26 protein-coding genes are annotated in these 26,189 nt (G+C 64.3%); 16 read left to right on the plus strand and 10 right to left on the minus strand.

All coding sequences use genetic code 11. The features are described 5' to 3' along the window. Nucleotides 1-12: 12 nt before the first annotated feature. Entirely contained in the window at nt 13-2,139 is a 2,127-nt protein-coding gene (locus tag PSUB009319_RS00555) for a 3-hydroxyacyl-CoA dehydrogenase NAD-binding domain-containing protein (protein WP_124380313.1), read from the plus strand. Between the two features lie 257 nt (nt 2,140-2,396). Then, nucleotides 2,397-5,069 (plus strand): EAL domain-containing protein, encoded by a 2,673-nt coding sequence (locus PSUB009319_RS00560; RefSeq protein WP_124380314.1) that lies wholly within the window; start codon nt 2,397-2,399, stop codon nt 5,067-5,069. Between the two features lie 5 nt (nt 5,070-5,074). Here the strand turns inward: PSUB009319_RS00560 and PSUB009319_RS00565 are convergent, their stop codons facing one another. After that, nucleotides 5,075-5,896 (minus strand): anti-sigma factor, encoded by an 822-nt coding sequence (locus PSUB009319_RS00565; protein ID WP_124380315.1) that lies wholly within the window; start codon nt 5,894-5,896, stop codon nt 5,075-5,077. Then, the gene (locus PSUB009319_RS00570) at nt 5,886-6,521 is read right to left on the minus strand and encodes an RNA polymerase sigma factor (RefSeq protein WP_124380316.1); all 636 of its coding nucleotides are present in this window, start codon (nt 6,519-6,521) and stop codon (nt 5,886-5,888) included. Before PSUB009319_RS00570 ends, PSUB009319_RS00565 begins: the two co-directional genes overlap by 11 nt. Before the next feature lie 212 nt (nt 6,522-6,733). On the opposite strand from PSUB009319_RS00570, the gene PSUB009319_RS00575 reads away from it, so the two are divergent. Both PSUB009319_RS00575 and PSUB009319_RS00580 read left to right on the plus strand, forming a co-directional pair. Beyond that, complete coding sequence (locus PSUB009319_RS00575; protein WP_124380317.1) at nt 6,734-7,684, plus strand: metallophosphoesterase; 951 nt, start codon at nt 6,734-6,736, stop codon at nt 7,682-7,684. A 1-nt stretch (nt 7,685) separates the two neighbouring features. Then, complete coding sequence (locus PSUB009319_RS00580; protein WP_124380318.1) at nt 7,686-8,072, plus strand: cupredoxin domain-containing protein; 387 nt, start codon at nt 7,686-7,688, stop codon at nt 8,070-8,072. A 114-nt stretch (nt 8,073-8,186) separates the two neighbouring features. Here PSUB009319_RS00580 and PSUB009319_RS00585 read toward each other — a convergent pair whose 3' ends face one another. From PSUB009319_RS00585 to PSUB009319_RS00595, 3 genes are read right to left on the minus strand one after another with little or no spacing between them, the layout of a single operon-like run. Beyond that, the gene (locus tag PSUB009319_RS00585; protein WP_124380319.1) at nt 8,187-8,705 is read right to left on the minus strand and encodes an SRPBCC domain-containing protein; all 519 of its coding nucleotides are present in this window, start codon (nt 8,703-8,705) and stop codon (nt 8,187-8,189) included. Beyond that, nucleotides 8,695-9,150 carry a helix-turn-helix transcriptional regulator gene (locus PSUB009319_RS00590; protein WP_306308020.1) on the minus strand — a complete coding sequence of 152 codons (456 nt, stop codon included), beginning with the start codon at nt 9,148-9,150 and terminating at the stop codon, nt 8,695-8,697. Before PSUB009319_RS00590 ends, PSUB009319_RS00585 begins: the two co-directional genes overlap by 11 nt. Nucleotides 9,151-9,183: 33 nt before the next feature. Next, on the minus strand, nt 9,184-10,458 hold the full coding sequence (locus PSUB009319_RS00595) for an MFS transporter (RefSeq protein WP_124380685.1): 1,275 nt from the start codon (nt 10,456-10,458) through the stop codon (nt 9,184-9,186). Nucleotides 10,459-10,684: 226 nt separating this feature from the next. Between PSUB009319_RS00595 and PSUB009319_RS00600 the strand changes: the two genes are divergently transcribed. After that, nucleotides 10,685-11,293, plus strand: coding sequence for a J domain-containing protein (locus tag PSUB009319_RS00600; protein ID WP_124380320.1), 609 nt, complete (start codon nt 10,685-10,687; stop codon nt 11,291-11,293). A 142-nt stretch (nt 11,294-11,435) separates the two neighbouring features. Here the strand turns inward: PSUB009319_RS00600 and PSUB009319_RS00605 are convergent, their stop codons facing one another. After that, complete coding sequence (locus tag PSUB009319_RS00605; RefSeq protein WP_124380321.1) at nt 11,436-12,539, minus strand: prolyl oligopeptidase family serine peptidase; 1,104 nt, start codon at nt 12,537-12,539, stop codon at nt 11,436-11,438. On the opposite strand from PSUB009319_RS00605, the gene PSUB009319_RS00610 reads away from it, so the two are divergent. Next, entirely contained in the window at nt 12,517-12,825 is a 309-nt protein-coding gene (locus PSUB009319_RS00610; protein ID WP_124380322.1) for a hypothetical protein, read from the plus strand. The genes PSUB009319_RS00605 and PSUB009319_RS00610 overlap by 23 nt on opposite strands. On the opposite strand, the gene PSUB009319_RS00615 is transcribed toward PSUB009319_RS00610, so the two are convergent. From PSUB009319_RS00615 to PSUB009319_RS00625, 3 genes are all read right to left on the minus strand, one after another. Then, complete coding sequence (locus tag PSUB009319_RS00615) at nt 12,803-14,431, minus strand: hypothetical protein (protein ID WP_124380323.1); 1,629 nt, start codon at nt 14,429-14,431, stop codon at nt 12,803-12,805. The two genes, PSUB009319_RS00610 and PSUB009319_RS00615, sit on opposite strands and share 23 nt — an antisense overlap. Before the next feature lie 245 nt (nt 14,432-14,676). Beyond that, on the minus strand, nt 14,677-14,988 hold the full coding sequence (locus PSUB009319_RS00620; RefSeq protein WP_124380324.1) for a hypothetical protein: 312 nt from the start codon (nt 14,986-14,988) through the stop codon (nt 14,677-14,679). 290 nt (nt 14,989-15,278) lie between these two features. After that, entirely contained in the window at nt 15,279-16,193 is a 915-nt protein-coding gene (locus PSUB009319_RS00625) for a LysR substrate-binding domain-containing protein (protein ID WP_124380325.1), read from the minus strand. Nucleotides 16,194-16,377: 184 nt separating this feature from the next. On the opposite strand from PSUB009319_RS00625, the gene mdcA reads away from it, so the two are divergent. From mdcA to PSUB009319_RS00675, 10 genes are all read left to right on the plus strand, one after another. Next, nucleotides 16,378-18,057, plus strand: a complete 1,680-nt coding sequence (mdcA, locus tag PSUB009319_RS00630) for a malonate decarboxylase subunit alpha (protein WP_124380326.1) — start codon at nt 16,378-16,380, stop codon at nt 18,055-18,057. Continuing rightward, entirely contained in the window at nt 18,057-18,986 is a 930-nt protein-coding gene (locus tag PSUB009319_RS00635; RefSeq protein ID WP_124380327.1) for a triphosphoribosyl-dephospho-CoA synthase, read from the plus strand. The genes mdcA and PSUB009319_RS00635 overlap by 1 nt, the downstream gene beginning before the upstream one ends. Beyond that, entirely contained in the window at nt 18,973-19,272 is a 300-nt protein-coding gene (locus tag PSUB009319_RS00640; RefSeq protein WP_124380328.1) for a malonate decarboxylase subunit delta, read from the plus strand. The genes PSUB009319_RS00635 and PSUB009319_RS00640 overlap by 14 nt, the downstream gene beginning before the upstream one ends. 9 nt (nt 19,273-19,281) lie before the next feature. Further along, nucleotides 19,282-20,139: a biotin-independent malonate decarboxylase subunit beta gene (locus PSUB009319_RS00645; RefSeq protein WP_124380329.1), complete on the plus strand. Its 858-nt coding sequence runs from the start codon at nt 19,282-19,284 to the stop codon at nt 20,137-20,139. Continuing rightward, on the plus strand, nt 20,136-20,957 hold the full coding sequence (mdcE, locus tag PSUB009319_RS00650) for a biotin-independent malonate decarboxylase subunit gamma (protein WP_124380330.1): 822 nt from the start codon (nt 20,136-20,138) through the stop codon (nt 20,955-20,957). Before PSUB009319_RS00645 ends, mdcE begins: the two co-directional genes overlap by 4 nt. 300 nt (nt 20,958-21,257) lie before the next feature. Next, nucleotides 21,258-21,665 (plus strand): malonate transporter subunit MadL, encoded by a 408-nt coding sequence (gene madL, locus PSUB009319_RS00655; RefSeq protein WP_124380331.1) that lies wholly within the window; start codon nt 21,258-21,260, stop codon nt 21,663-21,665. Nucleotides 21,666-21,676: 11 nt separating this feature from the next. Further along, the gene (gene madM, locus PSUB009319_RS00660; RefSeq protein WP_124380332.1) at nt 21,677-22,441 is read left to right on the plus strand and encodes a malonate transporter subunit MadM; all 765 of its coding nucleotides are present in this window, start codon (nt 21,677-21,679) and stop codon (nt 22,439-22,441) included. Then, complete coding sequence (locus PSUB009319_RS00665) at nt 22,438-23,073, plus strand: malonate decarboxylase holo-ACP synthase (RefSeq protein WP_124380333.1); 636 nt, start codon at nt 22,438-22,440, stop codon at nt 23,071-23,073. Before madM ends, PSUB009319_RS00665 begins: the two co-directional genes overlap by 4 nt. Continuing rightward, entirely contained in the window at nt 23,070-24,005 is a 936-nt protein-coding gene (mdcH, locus tag PSUB009319_RS00670) for a malonate decarboxylase subunit epsilon (RefSeq protein ID WP_124380334.1), read from the plus strand. Before PSUB009319_RS00665 ends, mdcH begins: the two co-directional genes overlap by 4 nt. Nucleotides 24,006-24,201: 196 nt before the next feature. Next, a complete protein-coding gene (locus PSUB009319_RS00675) occupies nt 24,202-24,417 on the plus strand; it encodes a hypothetical protein (protein WP_124380335.1) in 216 nt (71 codons plus the stop codon). Here the strand turns inward: PSUB009319_RS00675 and PSUB009319_RS00680 are convergent. Continuing rightward, nucleotides 24,414-26,009, minus strand: coding sequence for a peptide chain release factor 3 (locus tag PSUB009319_RS00680; RefSeq protein ID WP_124380336.1), 1,596 nt, complete (start codon nt 26,007-26,009; stop codon nt 24,414-24,416). The two genes, PSUB009319_RS00675 and PSUB009319_RS00680, sit on opposite strands and share 4 nt — an antisense overlap. Nucleotides 26,010-26,189 lie beyond the last annotated feature (180 nt).

A 26,189-nucleotide genomic window follows, 5' to 3' on the forward strand; every position in this document is an offset into this window, starting at 1 on the left:
CGGAGCGCCGACATGATCGACATCACCCTCGACACCAACGGCATCGCCACACTCACATGGAACCAGCCGGGCCGCGCGCAGAACGTACTGAACGGCGAGACCTGCGCCGCCTTCTTCGCCGCCATTGATCAGGTGTGTGCGGATGCGAACGTCAAAGGCATTCTCATCACCTCTGCCAAGCCGGACTTCATTGCCGGTGGCGACCTCGAATGGCTGCAGGCCAGCGACGACGCAGCCACATTGTTTGACCGCACATGCGAACTGCACCGCATGCTGCGCAAGCTGGAGGCGTGCGGCAAACCCGTGGCGGCTGCGCTGCCGGGCACCACGCTCGGTGGCGGGCTGGAGATTGCGCTGGCCTGCCACTACCGCGTCGCCGCAGATAACGCGCGCGCGCGTTTTGGCCTGCCCGAAGTCACGCTCGGCCTGCTGCCGGGCGGCGGCGGCACGCAACGCCTGCCGCGCTTGATTGGCGTGCAGAAGGCGCTGCCGATGCTGCTCGAAGGCAAGCGCATCAAGGCCGCAGAGGCACTCAAGCTCGGCATCGTCGATGCGGTGGTCAGTGCCGGCGAGGAAGTCAACGCAGCACGCGAATGGCTGTTGGGCGACGGGCAAACGCGCACGCAGCAACCGTGGGACAGCAAGGGCTACAAGGTGCCTGGTGGCGGTATCTCCAGTCCCGCCATGCAGCAGTTATTCACGGCGGCCAACGCCATGCTGCGGCAAAAGACCTGCGGCAACTACCCGGCGGCGGCCAGCATCCTGTCGTGCGTGTACGAAGGGCTCATCACCGATCTCGATACGGGCCTGAAAACCGAGGCGCGCTACTTCGTGCAGGCCGTGCTGTCGCCAGAGGCACGCGCCATGATCCGCACCCTCTTCTTCAGCCTGAACGCCGCCAACAAGCTGGCTGCGCGCCCCGCCGATGTGCCGGTGCGCCGCTACACAAAGATCGGCGTGCTGGGCGCGGGCATGATGGGTGCGGGCATTGCGTACGTTACGGCCAAGGCCGGTCTGCCGGTCGTGCTGCTCGACAGCACGCAGGAAGCCGCTGAACGCGGCAAAGACTACGCACGCAAGCTGATCGAGAAACAGGTACAGCGCGGCCACCTGCATGCCGAGCAAGCGCAGGCGCTGCTCGCGCGCATCAAGCCCACCACCTCGTACGCCGATCTGGATGGCGCCGGGCTCGTCGTTGAAGCCGTGTTCGAGCAGCGCGAGATCAAGGCCGATGTCACGCGCCAGGCGGAGGCCGTGCTGTCGCCGGATGCCATCTTCGCGTCCAACACGTCCACGCTGCCGATCACCGGGCTGGCGCAGGCAAGCCAGCGGCCGGGCAACTTTATCGGGCTGCATTTCTTCTCGCCGGTCGACAAGATGCCGCTGGTGGAGGTGATCGTCGCCCGGCAGACCACGCCGGCCACGCTGGCGCAGGCGCTCGACTACGTGCGCGCCATCGGCATGACGCCCATTGTCGTCAATGACAGCCGCGGCTTTTATACAAGCCGCGTGTTTTCAACCTACGTGCTCGAAGGCCTGGCGATGCTGGCCGAAGGCACGGCACCCGCGCTGATCGAGAACGCCGGGCTGCTGGCCGGCATGCCGGTCGGGCCGCTCGCGCTCATCGACGAGGTCTCGAGCGAATTGATCCACAAGGTCAACCAGCAGACCCGCGCCGATTTGGGCGCCGCCTATATCGAGCGCCCAGGCGAAGCCGTGGCCGAGCGCATGGTGGCGCTGGGCCGCATCGGCCGCAAGGCTGGCCAGGGCTTCTACGACTATCCGGAGGGTGGCAAAAAGGCGCTCTGGCCGGGGCTGGCCACTGAATATCCCCAAGCCGCCGTGCAGCCCGATGTGCAGACGCTGGTTGATCGCCTCGTCACCGTGCAAGCTGTGGAAACCGCACGCTGCCTGGATGAACGTGTAGTCACCGACCCGCGCGATGCCGATGTCGGCGCGCTGCTCGGCTGGGGCTTCCCGGCGTTCCGGGGCGGGCCGGTATCGCACATCCATCGGATCGGGGTGAGCGCGTTTGTCGCGTTGTGCGATCGGCTGGCAGCAGACCACGGCCGCCGCTTCACACCACCCGCACTGCTGCGTGACATGGCAGACAAGCAAACCGCGTTTTACACACGCTGACCCTGCGGCGCCGCGTGCGCAGATCGCGCGCGGCGCCCCATCCTGTACAAGCGTTGCGCCCAAACACCAACCAGCGATAAGCCCCAACCCGGCCCGCCGAAAGCAAACGATTGCGCGCCCACCGCCCGGCCTAACCGTTCGGCTTCAGCCACATGCGATCCGCTCCGATATAAAGTAGGAGCCACATTGAGTTGCCGACACCTTGGCACGCCGCACGCGTGCCCACGACAACTGGACACGCAAACGCTGGAGTGAGGATGCCCGTAGAGCAATGGAAGGCTTCTTCTGGTGGCACGGCTGGCACCACGACAGGACGAGGATGGCGGCGGCGTGGGCTGTTGTCGCCGCTGAACGTCGGCGCGGTGGTGTGCCTGCTGTTCATCTGGTCCTTCACATTTCATCAGCTCACGCAGGAACGCGACCGGCTGACCAGCGATGCCCAGGCGCGCACGCAGGTCGAAGCACGGGCGTTTGGTGAGTACTCGCTCGGCAGCGTGCGCCGCTTGTCGGAATTCCTGCTCGATCTGCGTGCGAGCTGGCTCTCCGGCCGCGAAGTGTTCGAGCAGGTCATCCACGAACGGCAAGAGGTCGTGCGCGACCTGACCTTCCAGGTGGCCGTCATCGACGAGAACGGCATGCTCGTCTACTCCAGCATTGGCCCCGTAACAGAACGCATCGACCTGAGCCAACGCGAGCACTTTCGCGTGCACAAGGAATCGGGCGGACGCGACGCGCTGTTTATCAGCGACCCAGTGCGGGGCAAGGTCTCAAAAAAGTGGTCGATCCAGTTCACGCGGCCCATTCTCAAAGCTGGGCGGTTTGCCGGTGTGGTGGTGGTGTCGGTCAGCCCCGAACAGTTCTCCAGCTTTGCGAATACGCTCGCCGTCGGCAAGGATGGCGCCGCCACCATCATCCGCGAGTCCGGCCAGGTCCTGGCCCGCGTGCCCGATCCGACCGCAGGCATCGAGAAGCCGCCGCGCCGTCGCCAATTCAACAAGCCGGGCGCACAGGAAACGGGAAACTACCGCGTGGTGTCAGGCACCGACGGCGTGGAGCGGATCATCGGCTATCACCATGTGCCGGAGATCGGGCTCTACTTTCTGGTGGGCGAATCGGTGGCGTCGGTGCTGGCGCCTTACCAGGGCTATCGGCGCACTGCGCTGGTCGAGGCGGCCGCCTCAACCCTGCTGCTCGCGCTGCTGTACTTCGCCTTGCGCCACCAGGGGGCGGAGCGCAAACGGCACATTGAAGAGATGCGCCTGGCCTCGCTGGTCTATGCATCGAGCAGCGAAGCGATGATGGTGACAACGCTCGACGGGCAGGTGGTTGACGTGAACCCGGCGTTCACCGTCACCACGGGCTATACGGCGCAAGAGTTCAAGGGCCAATTCAGCGACGCCATCCGCTCCGAATGCAATGAGAGCAGCGTGATCGACGCGATGCGCGCGGACGTCTCGACCAAGGGCACGTGGAGCGGCGAATACCTTATCCGCCGCAAAGACGGCAGCGAGTTCCCCGCGCTGCTCACCATTGACACGTTTGCGGACAGCACGCTGGGCGAGCCACGCCGCGTGGCGCTCATTCACGACATGACCGAGAAGAAGCGCGCCGAAGAGGTCATCTGGCGGCAGGCCAACTTCGACGCGCTGACCGATCTGCCCAACCGGCACATGTTCTACAACCGCCTGCGTCAGGAGATCGCGCGGGCGCGGCAGTCATCCACGCAGTTGGCACTGCTGTTCATCGACCTGGACCGCTTCAAGGAGGTGAACGACACGCTGGGTCACGACCAGGGCGACATCCTGCTCAAGGAGATCGCGCGCCGCATCTCGGCCATCGTGCGCGGCACGGATACGGTCGCGCGGCTGGCCGGCGACGAGTTCACCGTCATCCTGACGGACCTGCCCGATGCCGGGGTGGCCTCGTCCATCATCAGCAGCCTGCTTGCGCGCATTTGCGCGCCGCTGCGGCTTGGCGAGGAAAACGTTGAAGTGTCGGCCAGCATTGGGTTGGCGCTGTATCCGCGCGATGCAGACAGCGCGGAATCGTTGCTCGTGCGCGCAGACCAAGCCATGTTTGCGGCCAAGAGCGCGGGCCGCAATCAATGGGCCGTCTTCACCCCGGCATTGCAGCGTGCCGAGCAGGAACGCCTGCGCGTAACCAGCGACTTGCGCGTGGCGCTCACGCAAGGCGAGCTTGCGGTGCACTACCAGCCCATCGTCGATCTGCGCACGGGCAAGGTCCGCAAGGCGGAGGCGCTGATCCGCTGGACGCACCCCATGCGGGGCGAGATCGACCCCGCCGACTTCATTCCGGTGGCCGAAGACAGCGGGCTGATCGTCGAGATCGGCAGGTGGGTGCTGAACGAGGCGCTGGATCAGCTCACGCACTGGCACGCCACGCTCGACAACGCGCTGCAGGTGTCGGTCAACAAGTCACCGGTGGAATTTCGCGCGCAGCAGTCGAGCGCCGATTCCTGGTCCAAGGTGGTGGAGCGCCGGAGGATAGCGCCGCACAGCCTGGTCGTCGAGATTACCGAAGGGGCGCTGATGGCCGAACGCGAAGACGTGGTCGAACACCTCCGTGCCTTCCGGCGCATCGGCATCGACATTGCGCTCGACGATTTCGGCACGGGGTATTCATCGCTGTCGTACCTCAAGCGTTTCGACATCGATTACATCAAGATCGACAAGTCGTTCGTGCGCAGCCTCGCGCATGATCCGAAAGACATCGCACTATGCAGCGCCATCGTCAGCATGGCGCATGCGCTGCACATCAAGGTCATTGCCGAAGGCATCGAGACCGAGGAGCAGAAGGCGATCCTGGTGGCTGCAGGCTGCGACTATGGCCAGGGTCACCTCTTCTGCCCGCCGGTGCCGCCGGCGGCGTTTGAGGCGTTTGTCGCCAAAAGGCAGGTTGCGCAAGCCTGATCGTTTTAACCGCCGCGCACGGCACCCGCAAACGCCCGCACCACATCGGCAGACGCATCCGTGATGGCCCAGTAGCCCATGCCGGCGCTGCGCCATACCATCAACTGGTAGCCCCGCTCGGTACGCAGCGCAGGCTCGGTATCGCTGCCCGCCTCGGGGCGGACGTACAGGTCAACGGGATGCTGCGCTGAGCGGTAGACCAGCACCGCCACCGGGCGGCCATCGATGTAGTCCAGCCGCCCGCCGATGAGCGGGAAACCGTGCGCGGCAAGATCGGTAACGGGCGGCGCGTAGTCAATGCGGCCGTTGAACCACGGCTTGACCGTGTGGCGATCGGACGACAGCACATCCGTCTCGCGCGCGCCCAGCAGCGCCCGCACATGGCTGGCGGTGATGTCGTGCGCGGTAAGCGCGGCCGTATCGGGCCGGCCGGCCAACACGCCCACACCCAACGCCACGGCCGCCAGTGCACCGGCACCCAAGCCCAGCCCGAGCCCCCGAGAGGGCGTGATCAGCCAGTTGGTCAAGCGCTGCCACGGCGATTCTGCCCGGCGCGGCGCGCGCACCGGAGCCCATTCGGGCCGCAGCCCCGCCTCCGTTTGTACGGCCTGCAATACACGCTCGCTCAAACCCGCGGGCGCCTTCCTGTACAGCGCCGGCGCACGCAGCCCCTGGCGCAGCGCACGCACCACGCCATCGTGGCGGGCCGCGATGGCGGAGCAGATCTCACAGCCGGCCAGATGCGTTTCCATGCGCAGGCTGTCCGCCGCACCGAGTTCGCCATCGGCGCGGGCAGCCAGCAGCGCGCGGATGTCGTCACAGTTCATGGCGGGCCTCCTTGGTGCTGTTTCCCATGCCACCCGATGCGCGGATGGGCGTCACGTTGGTACGCGGTGGCGCGTTGTCTTCAGTCAACAGCCGCGCGAGTTGCTGCCGCGCACGCGCCAGCCGCGACATCACCGTGCCAATGGGCACATCGACCACGGCGGCAATATCGCGGTACGGCAAATCTTCCAGCTCGCGCAGCACGAGCACCTCGCGATACGGCACCGGCAACTGCGCCAGCGCGGCATGCACGCGGCGCACATCGTCGATGCGGGCGAGCAGCGCGGCCGGGTCGACACCGTAGCTGGCGCTGTCGTCACCCGCCAGGCGGGCAGGCGCGTCGTCATCCCACGGCTGGGCCGGTGCCTGCTTGCGGCGCGCGCATTCTGAGAACCACGTGTTGCGCACGATGGCCAGCAGCCACGGGCGGCCGTCTGCGCCACGAAACCCGGCAAACAGCCGGAACGCACGCAGGCAGGCTTCCTGGACGATGTCGTCGGCGTCTTGCGCGTCGCCCGAGAGCCAGCGCGCCAGGTTGTAGGCGGCATCAACATGCGGCAGCACCGCCTGGGCAAAGCGCTGGGCGTCGGTGGGCAAATCGCGCGGGGGGTCTGACAGGTCGGGCATGGCGGCCTGAAGGCGGTTGACCTCTGTATACCTGGGTGCAATGCAGTTTATTCCCGCGCCAAGGGAATTTTCTGAAAACGCAGATCTTGTGGAATACGCGGGCACCCCAGCCGGTATGACAGGCAGGACCGGCGCCGCCTCCATTTCCATCGCGCTGGATCGACAACCTCGTTCAGCGAACGACTTCAGCGAACGACCGCAGGGGACACCCCATGAGCAAACAACCCGGACGACGCCAGTTCCTGCAACTGGCCACGGTCGGCGGTCTGGTGTACGCATCCGGCCTGCCCGGCTGGCAAGCGATGGCCGCCACCACGCGCGCCGCCGGCGCCAAGCAGGAAGATTTCTATTTCGTGCAGTTGTCGGACACCCACTGGGGCTTCAAGGGCGCACCCAATCCCGATGCACAGGGTACGCTGCCCAAGGCGATTGCCGCGGTGAATGCGCTCTCGCCCGCGCCGGACTTCGTCATCTTCACAGGCGATCTTTCGCACATCAGCGACGACCCCGCCGAGCGCCGCAAGCGCCTGACCGAGTTTCGTGACATTGCCGCCAGGATCAAGGTGCCGGTCGTGCACTACATGCCGGGCGAGCACGACGCATCACTCGACAACGGCGAGGCCTACATTGAGCTCTTTGGCCGCACGCATTACGCGTTTGACCACAAGGGCGTGCACTTCATCGCCATCGATAACGTGTCGGACCCGTCTGCCCGCGTGGGCGATGCGCAGCTTGCGTGGCTGGCAGCAGATATCCGCTCGGTGCCGGTGCACACGCCCATCGTTGTATTCACGCACCGGCCGCTGTTCGATCTGTACCCGCAATGGGACTGGGCCACGCGCGACGGCCAGCAGGTGATCGACCTGCTCATGCCGCGCCCGAACGTGACCGTGTTCTACGGCCACATCCATCAGGAACACCACCACATGACCGGGCACATTGCCCACCACTCGGCGCGCTCGCTGATGTTTCCGCTGCCTGCGCCAGGGTCGCAGCCCAAGAGCACGCCGATCCCGTGGGATGCCTCACAACCGTATCGCGGCCTGGGCTGGCGCCGCATCACCGAGCACGGCACACAGGACGCCGCCACCTGGGCACTGGCCGAACAGCCGATCCAGGCCAGCAGCGAGGCCAGCGCCACCAAGACACCGGAGACCACCTGACATGCCCAACCTCACCTCAGTCATTGCACACAACCCCAAGCGGCGCCTGGCGCTGCGTCAGTTCACGGTGCTCGCGGCCGGTGCCGCACTCGCGTGCGTTGCGCACGGCGAAGGCCCGATGGTCATTCGCGTGCACGCGCGCAAGTTCACCTTCACGCCCGACAAGATCACACTCAAGCGCGGAGTGCCAGTGATGTTCGAGCTGACAGGGCAGGACATCCTGATGGGCTTTTCGATTCCCGATTTCAACGTGCGCGCCGATGTGGTGCCGGGCCAGACCGCGCGGCTCGCGATGACGCCCGACAAGACCGGCACGTTTGATTTCCTGTGCGACATCTTCTGCGGCACGGGGCACGAGACGATGAATGGGACGTTAACCGTGACGTGACACGCAAGGCCAAACGCAGAACGCAAAACGCAAAACGCCCCGACATGTTCGGGGCGTTGTCATTTGCGTACATCCGTGCGTGGCACGCACGCCTGGAGACATCTGCGCGATGCCTTATGCCTGCATCTGGGGCGCACCCAGCGTCAACAGCAGTTCATCAAGCCGTTCCAGGGTGGAGGTCATGCCGTCCTTCAACCCCATGTCGATCACCTTCTGCACATCTTCCGGCGAGTTGTACAACACAACGGTCGTCACGAGGGTCCGCTCCTTCGCATCGGCAAAGGCGACATCCCAGCGTGCACGGGGCAGATCAGGATTCACCACGCCGGCTTCGTCAGAGAAGCCATCCAGGGCCGCATAGCCATCGATCGGGTTGATCGTCTGGTAGTCCAGGCGGCTCCAGAAGGTTTGCCCATCGGGGGTGATCATCGCGTAGTGCCAATAGCCGCCTTCCTTGAACTCCATATGCTTGGTCTTGGTGGTCAACGGCTTGGGCGCGAACCACTGGTCAAGCAATTCGCGCTTCGTATGGCAATCCCACACAAGCTGGCGCTTTGCCGCGAACTCTCGCCTCACGGTGATACTGCTCTTCTGCATGTCGACCAGGAAATCAAACCGAAGGTCAGGCTTCATCGTCTTCTCCTTGGAGTTTCTCTAAAAGGTTGTCCAGATTGCGGTACCGGCTCGCCCAGATCGCGTGCTGTTTCTCAAACCAGCGCTCGGCAGCGGCCAGCTTCTTGCGCTCAAGCGTGCACGTGCGGATTCGGCCGCTCTTCTCCGAGCGGACCAACCCCACCCCTTCCAGCACCCGCATGTGTTTCATGAACGACGGCAACGCCATGTCGAATGGCTCTGCCAGTTCGCTCACCGTCGCGGGCCCTTGACCGAGCCGTTGAATAACAGCCCTGCGCGTTGGGTCTGCAAGTGCGTGAAATACCGCGTCCAGCGCGATTACATTGTTATCCATTTGGCTAACTATACGTTCAGAAACGCTTCGGCGCAACAGGGTTTCAACCGCAGCGGCACGTTCGATTTTCTGTGCGACATCTTCTGCGGCGCAGCGCACAAAATAATGCATGGGACGTTGACCGCCACCTGAAGCGTGCGCGATTCACCGCTCGGCTTCGATCTCCGGATTCGGTTCGCCATCCTTGGTGGCAACCAGTCCTTTTGGCGTCAGCAGAATCAAGGGCAGGATCAGCGCGTACACCACGGTCGTGGCGATCACACAGTACGTGAATCCGTACGTTGGGCTGCTGCTATAGATGCGCGAGCCCAACAGATCGCCGGCGCGCGCCGAGAGCGCGAGAACGCCGTCCACCAGCATCATCAGGGTGCCTTGCAAGCCCGGCGGACAGGAGCGCATCGCAAGGTCAAGATACGCGGCCGTGGCGACACCGCCCATCAGCCCGATCGGTGCCGCCAGGACCAGCGCGAGATCGGCTGAGTGAATAAAGGCCAGCGGAATCATCTGCGGCACGGCAATGATGGTTCCCCACCACAGCAGCGTGTTCAGCGCGACCTTCTTGCACAGCCAGCCGTACAGCAGAAAGGTCGGGATAAATGCGGCAGCAAAGATCCCGTTGTAGTACGAGTAGACGGAATCCGACGCGTGCAGCGTGTCAGTCAGATAAAACTGCAGTGGCGTGGCCGCTCCCGGCGCAAAGTTCCACAGGAAGCAGATGAGCACCGCCGGATAGACCGCCCGATGCTTCACCAGCCGCCGGACATTCTCGACAAAATCCGCAGCCCTGGCTTGCGGCTTCTCATATGCACCGCCAAAGACGGACGCGGGCCGCCAGAGCCCCAGCATGGCAATCGATAACGTGAACGCCGCCGCCAGCAAGAAAGCCTCTTTAGGGGCCAGATGGTCGGAGATGAGGCCGGAGGCGAATGCCCCGGCAACAACCGGAACGGTGCTGACCACGTTCAACAGCGCGCTCAGGCGCCCGGACATGCGCTTTTCCTGGCCCACCAGCGCGATCAGCCCCTGATAGGCCGCGGCGACAAACCGGGAGGACAGCATGGCCAGCAGCATCCCGACCATCAGCGCCCGATAGGAGAACCCCGAGAGCGCCATCCCGATGAGTGCCAGCGCGGTTGCCGGCGCGAAGACCAGGAAGAAGCCGCGATCCCGCAATCCCAGCGGGTTCCATTGGTCACGCGCCAGGCCAAAAACAAACGCGATGTACACCGGGATACCCGTCACCAGCCGGAACAGCGAGATCTGCGTGGCCGTTGCATGCAACTGGTTCTTGAGCAGGTACGACGTCTGGATGTCGATCAGATAGCCGGCCGGCGTTGCCAGCGTGACGCACAGGGTCAGGCAACCGAAATACAGCAGGGTCTGGTCGCTGCCCTTCGCACCCTGAGCGTCCAAACCCACCGAAAAAGGCGCAGATTGCACAGCGCGCCAGCGGTTGGCGGCGGCTTTTGATCGGTCGGAGGATTTTGTTGCCACGGCACGCGCCCCCAGGGCGACGACTGGCTAAAAGCATGCGCTGTGTAAGCGCATCGGGTCAACATGCGTCAATGGAGAATCGACCTCAAGAGCCAAGCAACCCCATGCTAGGATGACCGCTCCCCCCCGCCCCCGCCCGCCCCCTCCACCCATGACGACCATCTACGCCACGCTCGGCGTGCAGCCGGACGCCACCCTGGACGAAATCAAACGCGCCTACCGCCGCGCCGCCATGAAGTGGCACCCAGACCGCAACCCTGGCCGCGAGGTTGAGGCATACGCGGCGTTCCAGGAAATCCGCGAGGCTTACGCCATCCTCTCCGACACCGAGCAGCGCCGCGTGTACGACGAGGTTTTCGAGCAGGAAATGCAGCGCTGGCACGCCCAGCGCGACGCGCAGGAAGCGCAAGAGCGTGCCGCGCAACGCGAGCGTGAGCGCATTGCGCAGGAACACTACGAGAAGATGGTCGCCATCGCGATGCGCTTTGCCAACGACGGCCACAATCGGGACGTCCTCTTCGGCGTACTGCTCGGCCAGGACTGCGAGGCCGAACTGGCAGCGCGCATTGCGAACAGCGTATGGGCCTTGCAGGAAGCGCGACGCACAAGCGCCGCACCCGCCGCAGACGCGCAAGACATCGAGACTGCCCCGCCGCCCGACGAGGCAGCCGCGCCTGAGCCGCGCGAAGCGGCGCGAACCCGGCGTCATCCCAGCGCCTTTGAATCGTTCTGGCATGGCTTGTTCGGCATGCGCCCGTAGCCCGTAGCGGTGTTGGTGCTCGGCGCAGAAAGGCGCAGCGGTGGAGCGAGTTGATCGTTTGCTGCTGTGAATCAATACGACGCGTTATCCGCCCCTCGACAGCCCCACCGTTATCCCGCATCCCGCTCCCGCATCGACTGACCTACGGTCTGCCAGTCACGCGCTGCACCATTGCGTAGAGCACCGACATCTGCAAGCCGTTCTTGAGCGCGTAGTTCGGGTCGTATTGATTGGAGTAGCCCCACCAGTCGAAGCATGCATTCGGGTTCGTCGTGCCTGGCGCAGACGACGCGATCGTGTCGGGATACACGACCACGAGTTTGTTTGTGTCGGCCCATGCATTGATGCCGGCCTCGGTCACCCAACGGTTTCCGATCAGCGATGCTTCCTGCAAACAGCCGTGGAGGGCGAGCACGAATCCGCACTTGTCGCCCCGCGCACACGCTTTCGGCACAAAAACGCTCCCGGTTGAACTCATCGAAACGGTTGGCGACGCCCCAAACTCCGTTTGATCAAATGCCGCGAGCGTACCCGACAGCTTTCCATTGTTGCGCGGCTCCAATGTGCCGAGGAACATCGTCAGCCACGTTTGTACGGAATCGTAGACCGCGCCGTTCGCCGCGCAGCGCACCATGTAGGGGCTCCCGAGCGTGCCACATGCAAGTTCGCCGTCGGGCGATTCCCAGCCGTGCGCGGCGGGATACGCATTGTCGAAGTGAACATTGGCCCCATAACGTTTGTATTCCGAGTTGAGGTCAGCCATCTCAAGCGGATTGACGACGACGTCTTGCGTGCCGGACCAAAGATAGACGGGCTGTCCACGCAGATTCGTCGCCGGATCGATGGTGCCAAGAGACGATTGCGCATCCAAATACGCCTCGGATGCCGCAAGCGTGCTGTTGTACGACGCCTGATTCGACGCAAGCGTCAAGCCGCCGCAATTTGCCAATGCTGTCGCCGCGCCTCCGGCGCCGGCACACCAGTACACCCCGCCAGCGTAGACAGCGGCCCCCTTGAAGGTCGAGGAGTGCGCGACATGCATCTGCACCGCCGCAAAACCGCCAGACGAAATGCCCGCAACGAAAACCTTCGCCGGGTCGATGTTATAGCCCTGAAGTTTTACGATTGCGGCCGATCCGCCGTCCGTGGTGGGGCTCCCAGCGGCGGCCAACGTCTTCGCCCCGATGAGGCCGATCGCTAACACCGCTGCCAACGCTAAACGTATGCCTAACGCCATCCTGGTCATTGTCGTCTCCTCAAAGCCGTCGCCGCGCGCATCGCACGCCGCAATCACCCTGCTCAATTTATTCCGCTCAGACGAGCAGTACAAGCTCGCGAACAATTCGATCGATCCCTGCCAGAATGTCGCGCGGGGGCTTCAAGCCGGTTCAAGGAAGACGGAGCAAGAGGAGGAGGCAGCGGTGAAGCGAGTGAATCGGTTGCCGCTGTCAATTAAGCAAGCCGCCCTTTCCGTGGGCGGCTTGCTTGGTAACCGAACGACGCACTGCCTCAATTGCAATTGGCAAACTTGAACGAAAACAGCCGCGTATCCCAATTGAAGTTGCCGGTGGCGACCAAGTATTCGTTGGTGTACCAGAAGGTGCACCCATCCACCGGGTCCACGCTCATGCTTGAATAATCGCCCCATCGGTTATAGGACGTTTGTGAGCCGCTGCCATAAACGTTCCCGTTAATCGCAATCGCCTCCGCTTGCATGGTGTTAAGCGCGTCGGTCGCCAATCGGCCCGTATAGCGTAGGGTGGGTGGCATGCTGCCGCTTGAGACGCTGTACCCCATCGCCATGTTGCCGACCTTGTCCATCGCAATGCTTCCCATCCAGCGGAATTTCGAATCAGGCGCGTAGGTGCCTTGTTGAAAGACCGTTGGCGTACCGTTCGGATTGCGCAATTCATACCATCGCACCCCGGTGTATCCCTTTCTCGTCGATCCCACTTGCACGGAGTGGTTGACCACCAAAGACTCATGCGCCCCGAAGTTCCGGTAAGCGAGGCGATACATCAAGCGGTCGCCTAGAGAATCGAGCTTCTGAGCGGTGTTTTGTTGAGGAATGCACGCACCACCGCCGCAGGCTTGATTGAAGGGCGCCACCGGGATGCTGGTCGGACCACGCAGCGTGGAATTGGCAGCGTTGCTCCAGTCGACATGAAACTTCCAGAGGTTCAGCGCATTCACGCCAAGGCTGAGCAGGAAGTTCGGGGATCCGGCGGGCGGCGCCTGGGTCGGCCCGTCAAGATCGGCCGGCAGCAGGCCGGCAACGCTCGATCCGAGTTGGAAACACTGCTGGGTTGCGGGGTTGCCCAACAGCATGGCTTGCCGGTCATAGGCGCACACTTGGGCACCGACGAAGCTGGATACCTTGAACATATTGAACGTCGTGTAATAGCCGTCCGGCCATACCCCGAGTTTGGGGTAATCAGGGAAATCGCTGTAGGCAAAGGCGTGGCGATTCCAGGAGCCCCTCGCATCCGACGTCGTAGAAACCGCAACGCACTGCAAATAGGGGTGGGCCGCGCTGCCGTCAGCGCCGGTCACGGCAAACTGGGTCATGACCCAGCGGTTGGCGAGCTTGTCATATTGGACGATCGGATCGCCATCATTATCTTGTCCGCACAGCGCGCCAAGGCCCGTCGGGTCAAAGCCTTGCCACAAGGTATTGCCCGCTGTCGGACCGTACAGAGCGACGCCAGTGCTTTTGTCGAACACCACGAACGATTCATTCACCCACTGTACAACCTGGGTTGCCCCGACGGCGCTATTGGGATCAGGCGGAATGCCGTTGACCGTGAACCCGGGATAATGCTGGCCCAGCCCGAGCAAGTCCTGGCCCACCGTCACCGGCACGAGCAAGCCGGTGGTGGTGCTTTGCAAAACAGGATCCGACTGGCTCGCCGGTGCCTGCGGCGATGGGAGTCGCCCCAGCAGCTTGATCCGTTGGCCAAGCGCTGGCTTAAGCGGCACCATGTTCGCCAGCGGAGGCGAGACATCGTGGTGCACCGCATGCGCTTGGGCCGCGCTGGGTCTATCCTGCGCCGCGCCGGGTCCGGTCCAAAGCAGCAGGCCCAAAACCCCGGCCAAGGCGCCCCCAACGGCACGTGTGTTGCTGTCGGCTGACTTCATGGTCGCCCCCTCCGCCGCCAATCGGACGGCCCTTACTGAGCCAGTCTAATTCTCGTTGATGTGCCTACATTGCGGATTTCGGCGGAGGGCTCGGGCCGCATTCGTTTGCCTTGCCAATGGCTGCGCAATGGCGGTTCCAGTAAATGCGCTGCAGATTGCACCGGCAGTTGAGGTGGCGTAACGCCAAGGTGGAAAAGCTCAGAGACGCCCTGACCTGCTCAGGGCGTGTTCATTTGGCGCAGGCCCTATTGACGCCCAACGGCTTCCAGTGCATCCCATGTACCTGGGTTCAACTGGCACCCCTCCAGCGCGAGCAGCACATACGCGCCAATCGTGTCGAGAAACCCCGCGCGATATTCGAGCGAGCGCGCGCCGAGCACATAGTCCAGCGTTTCGCGCAGGAGCGCAGGCTGGAACACCCGATGCCGAGACATCGAGCGCTGCGCGAGCCGCAGAAAGCGCTGCGCGCGCAACGCGCCAGATTGGTACGGCGTGCGGCGAGTTAGCGGAGGAGAAGGGAAAGATGCGGGGCGAAGCCCGCTTTGCTGGATGGCCATGACGTCTCCTGACGATCGACGGATCATGGGCACGCTCCTCGTCGCTAAACGAGGGTGGCGGGCCCGACGGCGAGGTTAGCGACTGGTGTCAGGACCCAGTAGACCTTGCGGTCTCCTCACCCGGCCCGCCTTTGAAAACGGACGTGAGTGTACACAATGAACGGATGTTCACTGTCCTGACCAGGTCGCTAAACCCAGGCCTCCGCTAGTGCGAAGGCGAGTGGATTCTAGTGACCGTCTCGGGACATGAACATCGGCAGATTCTTAAAGTGCGATGGCCACGCGTTTTTTCACCCGGCCGCCTTCCCACCCAACAACCGACACTCCGCCGATAACGCCAACAAGTTCGGGTCCCGCTCCCGGTTGCGCTGCATCACCAGCACAATGTGCTGGCTGATCGCATAGCGCGCGGCCAGCGGAATCAACTGCACCCTGGGGCTGAAATCTGCCACGCGGCGCGGCAGCAGCGCGTAGCCGATGCCGCCACTCACCAGGTTCATGAGCGAGAAGATGTCACCCACGCGCAGCGCGATCTGCGGCGCAAAACCGGCCTTGTCGAACGCGGCCATAAAGTCGTGATACGTCGCAAAGTCATCACCAAGCGCGACGAACTTTTCGCTGCGCACGGTTTGCAGATCGATTTCCGCCGACGATGCGTACGGCGAGGCAAGCGGCGCGGCAAACAGAATCTCGTCGGCAAACATCGGCACCGTCAGCAGATCGGGATTACGCAGCGGCTCGCCCAGCGCTATGACGATGGCATCGAGCTGGCCGTCTTCCAGCTTGGCCAGCAGGCTGCGGTTCGAGCCCAACGTGAGTTCGATGTCGAGCGCGGAGCGGCGCGTCTTGAGCCCGGCGAAGATGCGCGGCAGCGTGCCCACCGTCATCGAATACAGCCCGCCGATCTTCAGCGTGGTTGATGAGAAGCCCGCTGCCTCGCGCGTGCGACGCACGCCAGCTTCACATTCGGCCAGGATGCGCTCCACATGCTCGGCAAACACGTAGGCGGTGGACAGCGGAATCAGCTTGCGCCCGTCGCGCTTGAACAGCGGGCAGCGCAATCCTTCTTCCAATGAATGCAGCGCGCGATGCACGCTCACCGTGCTCTGGCCCAGCGCCTCAGACACGCGCGCCATGTTGCCCAGCGTCATGAAAGACTGGAACACCTCCAGCTTCTTCAACGTGATGTCTTCGTCGATTGCCATGGTTTGTCTCCGCCGGGCTTGGGTCGGGGCTTGGGTCTGTGATGAGCCGGGCCTGCACTTTGCCGCGATCTGCGCATTGTTTCATTAACCTGAAGTTAATGAAACCGTGCCAAGGTTGATTGAAGTGCACGTTCTTACGGCATACGGTACAGCCCATCGAGTCCACGGTTGGAGCTGTCCACTCATGCAAGCGATGTCCAACAATCCGGCCAACGCCGCCATCCCGCCTCAGTGGCGCAAGCGGCGCGACGAGAAAGAACGCCGCCTGGCTGCGGCGCGCCGGATCGCCAACGGCAAGGTCATCCCCACTGGCGATATCGTCGCCGCGCTTGAAGCGCTGCTCGCTCCCGGCGATCGCGTCGTGCTGGAGGGCAACAACCAGAAGCAGGCTGACTTTCTGTCGCGCTCGCTGGCCAAGGTCAACCCCGAGCGCCTGCACGATCTGCACATGATCATGCCGAGCGTAAGCCGCGCCGAGCATCTGGATCTGTTTGAAGCGGGCATTGCGCACAAGCTGGACTTCTCGTTTGCCGGGCCGCAGAGCCTGCGCATCAGCCAATTGCTGGCGGATGGCCTGCTGGAAGTCGGCGCCATCCACACCTACATCGAGCTGTATGCGCGGCTGGTGGTAGACCTGATTCCCAATGTGTCATTGGTGGCCGGTTTCAAGGCCGACCGCCAAGGCAACATCTACACCGGCCCCAGCACTGAAGACACGCCTGCACTGGTCGAACCCGCCGCGTTTTCCGACGGCATCGTCATCGTGCAGGTCAACGAGATCGTTGATGACCCGGCAGACCTGCCCCGGGTGGATATTCCCGGCTCGTGGGTCGACTTCATCGTGCAGGCCGACAAGCCGTTCTACATCGAGCCGCTGTTCACGCGCGACCCGCGCCTCATCAAACCCGTGCACGTGCTGATGGCAATGATGGCCATTCGCGGCATTTACCAGCGGCACAACGTGCAGTCGCTCAACCACGGCATCGGCTTCAACACGGCAGCGATCGAGCTGATCCTGCCAACGTACGGCGAGCGCCTGGGCCTCAAGGGCAAGATCTGCCGCAACTGGACGCTCAATCCGCACCCAACGCTCATTCCGGCCATTGAATCGGGCTGGGTGGAAAGCGTGCATTGCTTCGGCACCGAACTGGGCATGGAACGCTACGTGGCAGCGCGCCCCGATGTGTTCTTTACCGGCCACGATGGCTCGCTGCGCTCGAACCGCATGCTGTGTCAGTTGGCAGGTCAATACGCCGTCGATCTGTTCATCGGGGCAACGCTGCAGGTGGATGGCGACGGGCATTCGTCCACCGTGACGCGCGGGCGCCTGGCGGGTTTTGGTGGCGCGCCCAACATGGGCCACGACCCGCGCGGCCGCCGTCACGCCACGCCCGCGTGGCTTGACATGACCGAGCCCGTGACGATGCTGGAGCGCGGCAAGAAGCTGGTCGTGCAGATGGTCGAGACCTTTCAGGAAGGCGGCAAACCGACCTTTGTCGACACGTTGGATGCAGTGTCGGTGGCCAAGCAAAGCGGCATGCCGCTCGCGCCCATCATGATCTACGGCGACGATGTCACGCACCTGCTGACCGAAGACGGCATTGCGTATCTGTACAAGGCACGTTCGTTGGAGGAACGGCGCGCGATGATCGCCGCTGTGGCAGGCGTCACCTCCATCGGCCTGCGCCATGATCCGTCCAAGACTGAACAGATGCGCCGCGACGGCCTGATCGCCCTGCCCGAAGACCTGGACGTGCGCCGCAGCGATGCCAGCCGCGAGCTGCTTGCCGCCAAGAGCATCGCCGACCTTGTTGAATGGTCCGGCGGCCTGTACGACCCGCCTGCACGCTTTCGGAGCTGGTGATGGAGAAAACCTTGCAGCGCCCCCTGCCAGCCAGCCCCAAAGCGCGTGCCAAGCGGCTGGCCGCGCTGGTGGAATCCGCGCTCATCGACGAGGTGACGCTCTCCCCCAAACCCGGTCTTGTGGATGTGCGTGGCAACGGCGCGCATCACGATCTCGACTGGATGTTGATGGTGCATTCCGCGCAAACCCTGCGCCCGGCATTTGAGGCCATGGCGCTGGCTGGCGCACAGACCGAAACGCTGGTTGGCACACAACTCGCCCTGCGCGAGCGCATCGGCCGCTTCGGCCGTGAAGGCGAAGCAGCCATGCTGGATGCCACCGGCGGCATCAACACGCACCGTGGCGCCATCTGGGCACTCGGCCTGCTGGTGACGGCCGCCGCGCAAGCGCCGCACGCGTTGAACGCAGCCGCTGTTGCAAGCCGCGCAGCCCGCCTGGCCACCATTCCCGATCGCTTTGCACCCGCCTCCACCGGCCACAAGGGCGAGCGTGCGTGCAACGACTACGGCGTCGGCGGCGCGAAGGGCCAGGCCTGTGCCGGCTTTCCGCACGTGACCAAGGTGGCGCTGCCCGCATTGCGCCACGCGCGCGCCGCAGGCATCCGCGAAGACCACGCACGCGTGGACGCATTGCTCGCCGTCATGGCCACGCTGGACGACACCTGCGTGCTCGCGCGCGGTGGCGCCAGTGCATTGCGCGCCGTGCAAACCGGCGCGGCCACTGTGCGCGCCGAAGGCGGGCTCGCAACACCGCAGGGCCGCCGCGCGTTCCGCCGGCTTGAACAAGACATGCTGGCACTGCATGTGTCCCCCGGTGGCGCAGCCGACCTGCTGGCCGCCACGCTGTTCCTCGACCGCCTGCCCGCCAGCGCGCACGCAGCGTCCGACATCGAATCCGCTCATCAGGAAACCGAACATGGAGCATCTTGATTTTCAGTTCACCGGCGGCGCACCCGCCGGGCGCCGTGCCTATGCCGGCGTGGTCGGCTCGGGCGATCTGGAGGTGCTGCTCACCCCCGGCACCGCCGGCCAGATCGACGTGGCCATCACCACGTCCGTCAACGGCATGAGCGCGACGTGGCAGGCGCAGCTTGCGCGCGTATTCGGCTCGCATGCGTGGCCAGCGGCCAGGATCACCATCAACGACTTCGGCGCGACACCGGCCGTGGTGCGGTTGCGGCTCGAGCAGGCGCTAGAAGCGCTTGCGCAAGCGTAAGGAGGCGCCATGTCACGCAACCCGATTGAACGCGACAGCTTTATCGAACGCGATGCGCGCCGGCGCGCCATTGCCCTGCTTGACCCCGGCACGTTCCGTGAATTGCTGGACCCGTTCGAGCAATTGACATCACCGTGGCTGCCGCGCCAGGGCATCGTCACGCAGGCTGACGACGGCGTGGTGGTCGCACGTGGCACGCTTGGTGGGCAGCCTGCCGTGGTGCTCGCCATTGAAGGCGCCTTCCAGGGCGGCAGCATGGGCGAGGTGTCCGGCGCCAAGATCGCAGGCGCGCTGGAGCTGGCAGCGGAAGACAACCGCAACGGCATTCCCACCCGCGCCGTCATCGTCTTCGAGACGGGCGGCGTACGGCTGCAGGAAGCCAACCTCGGGCTGGCCGCCATTGCTGAAATCCACGCGGCCATCCGCGCGTTGCGCGAGTACGGCCCCGTCATCGGCATCACCGCGGGCGTGGTCGGCTGCTTTGGCGGCATGAGCATTGCCGCTGGCCTGTGCAGCTACCTGCTGATGACGCGCGAAGCACGTCTTGGCCTCAACGGCCCGCAGGTGATCGAGCAGGAAGCCGGCATTGAGGAATACGACTCGCGCGACCGCCCCTTCATCTGGAGCCTGACCGGCGGCGAGCAACGCACCGCCACCGGCCTGGCCGACGTTTGCATTGAAGATGATTCCGTCACGATTCGCGCGCAGGTGATCGCGTGGCTGCAGGCGGGCGCGCCAAAACACCAGCGCAGCGAGCAGATCGACCACTACCTCGCACAACTCGCCGCCGTTGACACCTCGCGCCAAGCCACGGCCGAAGACGTGCGCGCGCGCTACTCGGCCAATTCAGCAAAGGATCGCGCATGAGCCAGACCTCACTTTCCACGCGCGGCGCCACCTGGATGCGCGCGCTCACCAACAGCACGCCGGTTGCCGGCTACGGCAGCACGCTGCAAGTGGTGGATACCGCGCTGGCGGGCCAACCCGCGCGCTACATCGCCGTTGTGCCCGATGCAGAAAACCGCTTCCCCCGCGCACGCAACGGCGAAGTCGGCCTGCTCGAAGGCTGGCAGCTCGCGCGTGCCGTGCGCGATGCCATGGCTGCAGATGCCGGGCAAGAAAAAAAGCGCGCCATCATCGCCGTGATTGACGTGGCAAGCCAAGCCTACGGGCGCCGCGAGGAAGCCTATGGCATCCACCTCGCACTGGCCGCAGCAGCGGATGCCTACGCCGCTGCACGATTGGCCGGCCACCCGGTGATCGGCCTGATTGTCGGGCGCGCCATGTCAGGCGCGCTGCTGGCACACGGCTATCAGGCCAACCGCCTGCTCGCACTGGACGATGCCGAGGTGATGGTGCACGCCATGGGCAAGGCAGCCGCTGCGCGCGTGACACTACGCTCCGTGGCCGATCTGGAACGCCTCGCCCAAGAGATTCCACCCATGGCGTATGACATCGCCAGCTTCGCGTCGCTCGGGCTGCTGTGGAAACTGCTGAAGGTCAAATCAGCCAACGCACCGGATGCGGGCGACGTTGATACCGTGCAGACCGCACTTGCCGCAGCATTAGCCGACATTGCCGCAGACCCATCGCGCGGGCTGGAAAGCCGGCTGGGCGCACCGCTGCGCAAGGCGTCATCGGAAGTGCGCGAACGCCTGCGCGCGCAGTGGAACGTAGCAGCCTGATTACCACCAACAGGAAGCAAGAACCCGCCTAGGCGCCAACCTAAGCACCCAGACGGTTTGGCCGTACCTGCCCTTGATGGCGGCTTGAATCCCGGTGACGGAAATTCAAGGAGTCTTTCGCCATCTCGGGCGCGCCTTTCTTTGCTGACTTTCTTTGGCAAGACAAAGAAAGTGAGTCGCCCCCGGCAGGGGGTGAAACTAGGAATGCGCCACTAACGTAAAAAGAAACAGTCCTCACCCCTCGATCACCCAAAAACCCACAACAGGCGATCCATCGCCGTTCCTTCAGGAGACAAAGACGTGATCATTTACGGTACGACCCTGCTGGCGCTCTGTCATATCGCCGGCCTCTTCCTGGGCGACTTGCTCGGCCAGGCCATCGGCGTAAAAGCCAATGTGGGCGGCGTGGGCATCGCCATGCTGCTGCTGATCTTCGCGCGGCTCTACCTGCACAAGCGCGGGCTGATGCCAGCCGCCACCGAGGCAGGCGTCTCGTTCTGGGGCGCAATGTACATCCCGGTGGTGGTGGCAATGGCCGCCACGCAAAACGTGGTGACGGCACTGCGCGGTGGCCCGGTTGCACTGCTCGGCGCCATCGGCGCGGTGCTGGTGTGCGGCGTGTGCATCGCGCTCATCAACCGCACGGGCAACGCGGAAGACCGGCAACCCCTGCCGCCGATGCCTGAATCCGAACAAGCCCGCGCATAAGGAGCCCCGCCATGCTGGCAATGCTAGAAAAAGTTCTGCAACACAACGGGCTGGTGGCGGCGTTCGCGCTGGTCGGCATCGTCATGGGTCTGTCGATGTGGGCGTCAAAAAAGCTCACCTTCGGCCGCGTACACGGCTCGGCCATCGCCATCATGATCGGGCTGGTGCTGGCCTATTGGGGCGGCATGCAGACCGGTGGCGAACGGGGTCTGGCTGACCTGAAGCTGTTCGGCGGCATCGGCCTGATGGGCGGTGCGATGCTGCGCGATTTCGCCATCGTCGCCACAGCGTTTGAGGTGCAGGTAACGGAGGCACGCAAGGCGGGCATGATCGGCGCGATCTCGCTACTGCTGGGGACGGTGCTGCCGTTCATCGTCGGGGCGTGCGTTGCCTACGCCTTTGGGTACACCGATGCGGTGAGCGTCACCACCATCGGCGCGGGTGCGGTCACGTACATCGTCGGGCCGGTGACGGGCGCGGCGCTGGGCGCCACCTCAGATGTGATGGCGTTGTCGATTGCCACCGGGCTCGTCAAGGCGATTCTGGTGATGGTCGGCACACCCTTCGCAGCGAAGGCGTTGGGCCTGAACAACCCGCGCGCGGCCATGGTGTTCGGCGGGTTGGCGGGCACGGTCAGCGGCGTGTCGGCGGGCCTTGCGGCCACGGACCGGCGCCTGGTGCCCTACGGCTCCCTCGTGGCCACGTTCCATACGGGCATCGGTTGCTTGCTCGGGCCGTCGGTGCTGTTTCTGGCAACGCAAGCCCTGTTGCGATGACACGCACGCCACCGCGCGCGCACGATCTGCTGTGGGTGTCTGAAACACCCATGGCGACGAACGGCGCACCCTTGCCGGACTGGGCCATCACGGCATGCCGGCTGGGGGCGCCAGTTGTCGTGCGCCGGGCACCGCGCGGTGCGGATGGGTCGATCCCGGTCGGGCTGCGCGGCAACGCGCGGAGCGAACGTTGTGCGGCCACCGTGGCCGTTGCCACCATCACGCGCGTGGTCTCGCCCGAAACGCTGGCGGCCACCATCATGACCCTCGCCCACGACCCGCCATTCGCGGCGCTGCGTACCTTGCGCGCGCTGGCGCCCCGGCTCAACGCACTCGGCTGGGCGTGGGGGCCGACTGGCGGCACGGGCTTTGCGCTGGCCAGCGGCTTGCCCGTGCTGCATGCAGACAGCGATCTCGACCTCGTCGTGCGCATGCCGCAAGCACCATCGGCCGCGCAGCGCGATCAGCTCGTACATCTGCTGCGCGATACCGAATGCCGCGTCGATTGTCAGATCGACACCGGCCACGGTGGCTTCGCGCTACAAGACTGGCTGGCATCGCCGCATCAAACGTTGCTCAAGACCGACCACGGCCCCCGCCTCGTTGCAGACTCATGGAGCGATGTGGCATGAGCATCCTCTTCATGTTCCCCGGCCAAGGCAGCCAACGTGTGGACATGCTTCACACGTTGCCCAACGATCCGGCCGTCGCGCAAACCTTGGCTGAGGCAGCCGATGTGTTGGGCGTTGATCCGCACGCGCTGGATACCGCAGAGGCGTTGCGCTCGACCGTGGCCGTGCAGCTCTGCCTGCTGATTGCCAGCGTGGCCGTCACGCGCACGCTGGTTCGGCAAGACGCAGCACCCGACATGGTGGCGGGGCTGTCGATCGGCGCATGGCCCGCCGCCGTTGCGGCTGGCGTGCTGGGTTTCAGCGATGCGCTGCGCCTCGTCCGTCTGCGCGGCCAGCTCATGGAAGACGCCTACCCCCGCGGCTACGGCATGGCCGTCACCGCCGGCCTGACCGAGCCGGAAGTGGCTGCCATCGTCGCGCAGATCCACTCGGCGCAAACACCGGCCTATGTCGCCAATCTGAATGCGGAGCGGCAGATTGTCGTGGCCGGCAGCGATGCCGCGCTCGCGCAAGTCATGGCCCGCGCGCGGGCAGAAGGGGCATCCACCGCAGCGCGCTTGTGCATGGCGGTGCCGTCGCACTGCCCGTTGCTCGATGCACAAGCCGCCGAGCTGGCCGCTGCCGCCGCCAAGGTGCCAGCCCACGCGCCGCAAGTCACCTACGTCAGCAGCAGCCGTGCGCGTGCGCTGTTTCGCGCAAATCTCATCATTGAAGACTTGGCCTGGAACATGGCGCGGCCGGTGCTGTGGCACGACACGTTGCGGCACGCGTTGGAGCGCGGTGCGCGCATGGCAGTCGAGGTGCCGGGCGGCGGCGCGCTTGCGCGTCTCGCACAAGGCGTGTTTGCCGCAGATGTGGTGCTGGATGCGAGCGGCGGGCTGGATGCGGTGCGGGTGCGGATACAGCGCCAGCGACACAGCAACGGCGCCTGACGTCGCGCATAGGTATCCGTATTGAAGCGCTTCTTGATCGTCGCTTCGCGCCGATCGAGCGTTCTGCCTCGGGTTCCAACCTTGTCAATGCTCGCCCACACCCCCCGGCTGGCGAGTTTCCTCAATTCGATGGAGACCTCGCCATGACAGACCCCGAGCCAATCCCGATCACTGCCGCCATCAAGCGCACGCTGATTTGTTCGACAAGCTCTCAAAGCTGCGCGCGATGCTCGGCATGCTGCATGCCGATGGCTTTGGGCACTTCCGCAACGCCGCCACCCGCATTGGCTGCAAGAGCGCGAAACACGGCGGCAGCAGCTACGGGCAAGGCCGGCAAAGTCGAACGCAAATCGGCCCCTCCAATGAAAAACGGGGCACATGGCCCCGTTTCTTTGCACCCATCGTCGCTTAAACGATTTCCCGCGTTTCCATAAACTGGATGTCCGGAAACCGCTCCTGCGTAAGCCGCAGGTTCACCTGGCTCGGCGCCAGGTACACGTAATCGCCAGCGCCATCCAGCGCCACGTTGTGGCCGGCCTTGTCGATCAGCTTGTCGATATCTTCCTGCTTGCCGCGCAGCCAGCGGGCCGTGGAGCATTCGTGCGGTTCGAAGATGGCATCGACACCGTACTCGTGCTCCAGGCGATGCGCCACCACGTCGAACTGCAGGATACCGACCGCGCCCAGCACCAGGTCGTTCGACGACAGCGGGCGGAACATCTGCGTGGCGCCTTCTTCGGCCAGTTGCTGCAAACCCTTCTGCAGTTGCTTGAGCCGCAGTGGGTTGTTCAGGCGCGCGCGGCGGAAGAACTCCGGCGCAAACGACGGGATGCCCGTGAACTTGAGCGTCTCGCCTTCGGTAAAGGCATCGCCCAGGCGGATCGTGCCGTGGTTGGGCACGCCGATGATGTCGCCGGCAAACGCCTCTTCCGTGGTGTTACGGTCCTGCGCCATGAAGGTGATGGCGTTGTTGATGGCCACCGTCTTGCCGGTGGACACCTGCAGCAGCTTCATGCCGCGCTCGAAGCGGCCCGAGCACACGCGCACAAAGGCGATGCGGTCACGGTGCTTCGGGTCCATGTTGGCCTGAATCTTGAAGACGAAACCGGTGAACTTGTCTTCCAGCGGCTTGACTTCGCGCGTTTCGGTCGGGCGCGCGAGCGGCTCGGGCGACTGGCCCACCAACGCGTCCAGCAGCGACTGCACGCCGAAGTTGTTGACCGCCGAACCGAAGTACACCGGGCACTGCTTGCCGGCCAGAAAGGCGTCTTTATCGAAGGTGTGCGATGCGCCGCGCACGAGTTCGATGTCGATGCGCAGCTCTTCTGCCTGCGAGCCCAGCACACGATCCAGTTCGGGATTGTCCAGACCCTGGATCAGGCCCGCGGTTGCACCCTTCTCGCTGTCGGCGTTGGGGTCGAACAGTTGCACCGTGTCGTTCACCAGGTGATACACGCCCTTGAACGATTTGCCCATGCCGATCGGCCACGTCATTGGCGCGCACTGGATCTGCAGCACGCTTTCGATTTCATCGAGCAATTCGATGGGCGCGCGGCCTTCTCGGTCGAGCTTGTTGATGAACGTGAGGATGGGCGTGCTGCGCAGGCGGCAGACGTTGAGCAGCTTGATGGTCTGCGCTTCCACGCCGTTGACGGAGTCGATCACCATCACGGCGGAGTCGACGGCCGTGAGCGTGCGGTACGTGTCTTCCGAGAAGTCTTCGTGGCCTGGGGTGTCGAGCAGGTTAACGATGTAGTCGCCACCGTCGTTCTGATACGGAAACTGCATTACCGAAGACGTGACCGAGATGCCGCGCTGCTTTTCCATCTCCATCCAGTCGGAGGTGGCGTGGCGGTTGGCCTTGCGCGCGCGCACGGCGCCGGCCATCTGAATGGCGCCGCCGAACCACAGCAGCTTCTCGGTGAGCGTGGTTTTACCCGCATCCGGGTGGGCAATGATGGCGAACGTCCGGCGGCGCCGGATCTCCTGCTGCAGCGTACTCACAGGCAAAAACCGAAAGGGAGAAGTGATGGATACGCCCTTGGCGCGGGCGCTGGCTGGCGGGGGGCTTCCCGGCGGCCGGTGGACTGCCTGATCGGCGTTGTCAATCAGGGCAGCCGAGATTGTACGCGATCGGCGCCCTTGCTTAAGATCGACTGATCTAGCCGACAAGGGCGGGAAACT

It is taken from the genome of Ralstonia sp. SET104, assembly GCF_003851545.1.
Lineage (GTDB): Bacteria > Pseudomonadota > Gammaproteobacteria > Burkholderiales > Burkholderiaceae > Ralstonia.

Coding starts and splice junctions, on each gene's coding strand:
- PSUB009319_RS00565 (WP_124380315.1), bottom strand. CDS start 5,896: ATGAACTGTGACGACATCCGCGCGCTGCTGGCTGCCCGCGCCGATGGC.
- mdcH (WP_124380334.1), top strand. CDS start 23,070: ATGAGCATCCTCTTCATGTTCCCCGGCCAAGGCAGCCAACGTGTGGAC.
- PSUB009319_RS00645 (WP_124380329.1), top strand. CDS start 19,282: ATGTCACGCAACCCGATTGAACGCGACAGCTTTATCGAACGCGATGCG.
- PSUB009319_RS00665 (WP_124380333.1), top strand. CDS start 22,438: ATGACACGCACGCCACCGCGCGCGCACGATCTGCTGTGGGTGTCTGAA.
- PSUB009319_RS00570 (WP_124380316.1), bottom strand. CDS start 6,521: ATGCCCGACCTGTCAGACCCCCCGCGCGATTTGCCCACCGACGCCCAG.
- PSUB009319_RS00590 (WP_306308020.1), bottom strand. CDS start 9,150: ATGCATTATTTTGTGCGCTGCGCCGCAGAAGATGTCGCACAGAAAATC.
- PSUB009319_RS00600 (WP_124380320.1), top strand. CDS start 10,685: ATGACGACCATCTACGCCACGCTCGGCGTGCAGCCGGACGCCACCCTG.
- PSUB009319_RS00575 (WP_124380317.1), top strand. CDS start 6,734: ATGAGCAAACAACCCGGACGACGCCAGTTCCTGCAACTGGCCACGGTC.
- PSUB009319_RS00555 (WP_124380313.1), top strand. CDS start 13: ATGATCGACATCACCCTCGACACCAACGGCATCGCCACACTCACATGG.
- PSUB009319_RS00580 (WP_124380318.1), top strand. CDS start 7,686: ATGCCCAACCTCACCTCAGTCATTGCACACAACCCCAAGCGGCGCCTG.
- PSUB009319_RS00615 (WP_124380323.1), bottom strand. CDS start 14,431: ATGAAGTCAGCCGACAGCAACACACGTGCCGTTGGGGGCGCCTTGGCC.
- madM (WP_124380332.1), top strand. CDS start 21,677: ATGCTGGCAATGCTAGAAAAAGTTCTGCAACACAACGGGCTGGTGGCG.
- PSUB009319_RS00585 (WP_124380319.1), bottom strand. CDS start 8,705: ATGAAGCCTGACCTTCGGTTTGATTTCCTGGTCGACATGCAGAAGAGC.
- PSUB009319_RS00605 (WP_124380321.1), bottom strand. CDS start 12,539: ATGACCAGGATGGCGTTAGGCATACGTTTAGCGTTGGCAGCGGTGTTA.
- PSUB009319_RS00635 (WP_124380327.1), top strand. CDS start 18,057: ATGGAGAAAACCTTGCAGCGCCCCCTGCCAGCCAGCCCCAAAGCGCGT.
- mdcA (WP_124380326.1), top strand. CDS start 16,378: ATGCAAGCGATGTCCAACAATCCGGCCAACGCCGCCATCCCGCCTCAG.
- PSUB009319_RS00560 (WP_124380314.1), top strand. CDS start 2,397: ATGCCCGTAGAGCAATGGAAGGCTTCTTCTGGTGGCACGGCTGGCACC.
- PSUB009319_RS00610 (WP_124380322.1), top strand. CDS start 12,517: ATGCCTAACGCCATCCTGGTCATTGTCGTCTCCTCAAAGCCGTCGCCG.
- PSUB009319_RS00640 (WP_124380328.1), top strand. CDS start 18,973: ATGGAGCATCTTGATTTTCAGTTCACCGGCGGCGCACCCGCCGGGCGC.
- mdcE (WP_124380330.1), top strand. CDS start 20,136: ATGAGCCAGACCTCACTTTCCACGCGCGGCGCCACCTGGATGCGCGCG.
- PSUB009319_RS00620 (WP_124380324.1), bottom strand. CDS start 14,988: ATGGCCATCCAGCAAAGCGGGCTTCGCCCCGCATCTTTCCCTTCTCCT.
- PSUB009319_RS00625 (WP_124380325.1), bottom strand. CDS start 16,193: ATGGCAATCGACGAAGACATCACGTTGAAGAAGCTGGAGGTGTTCCAG.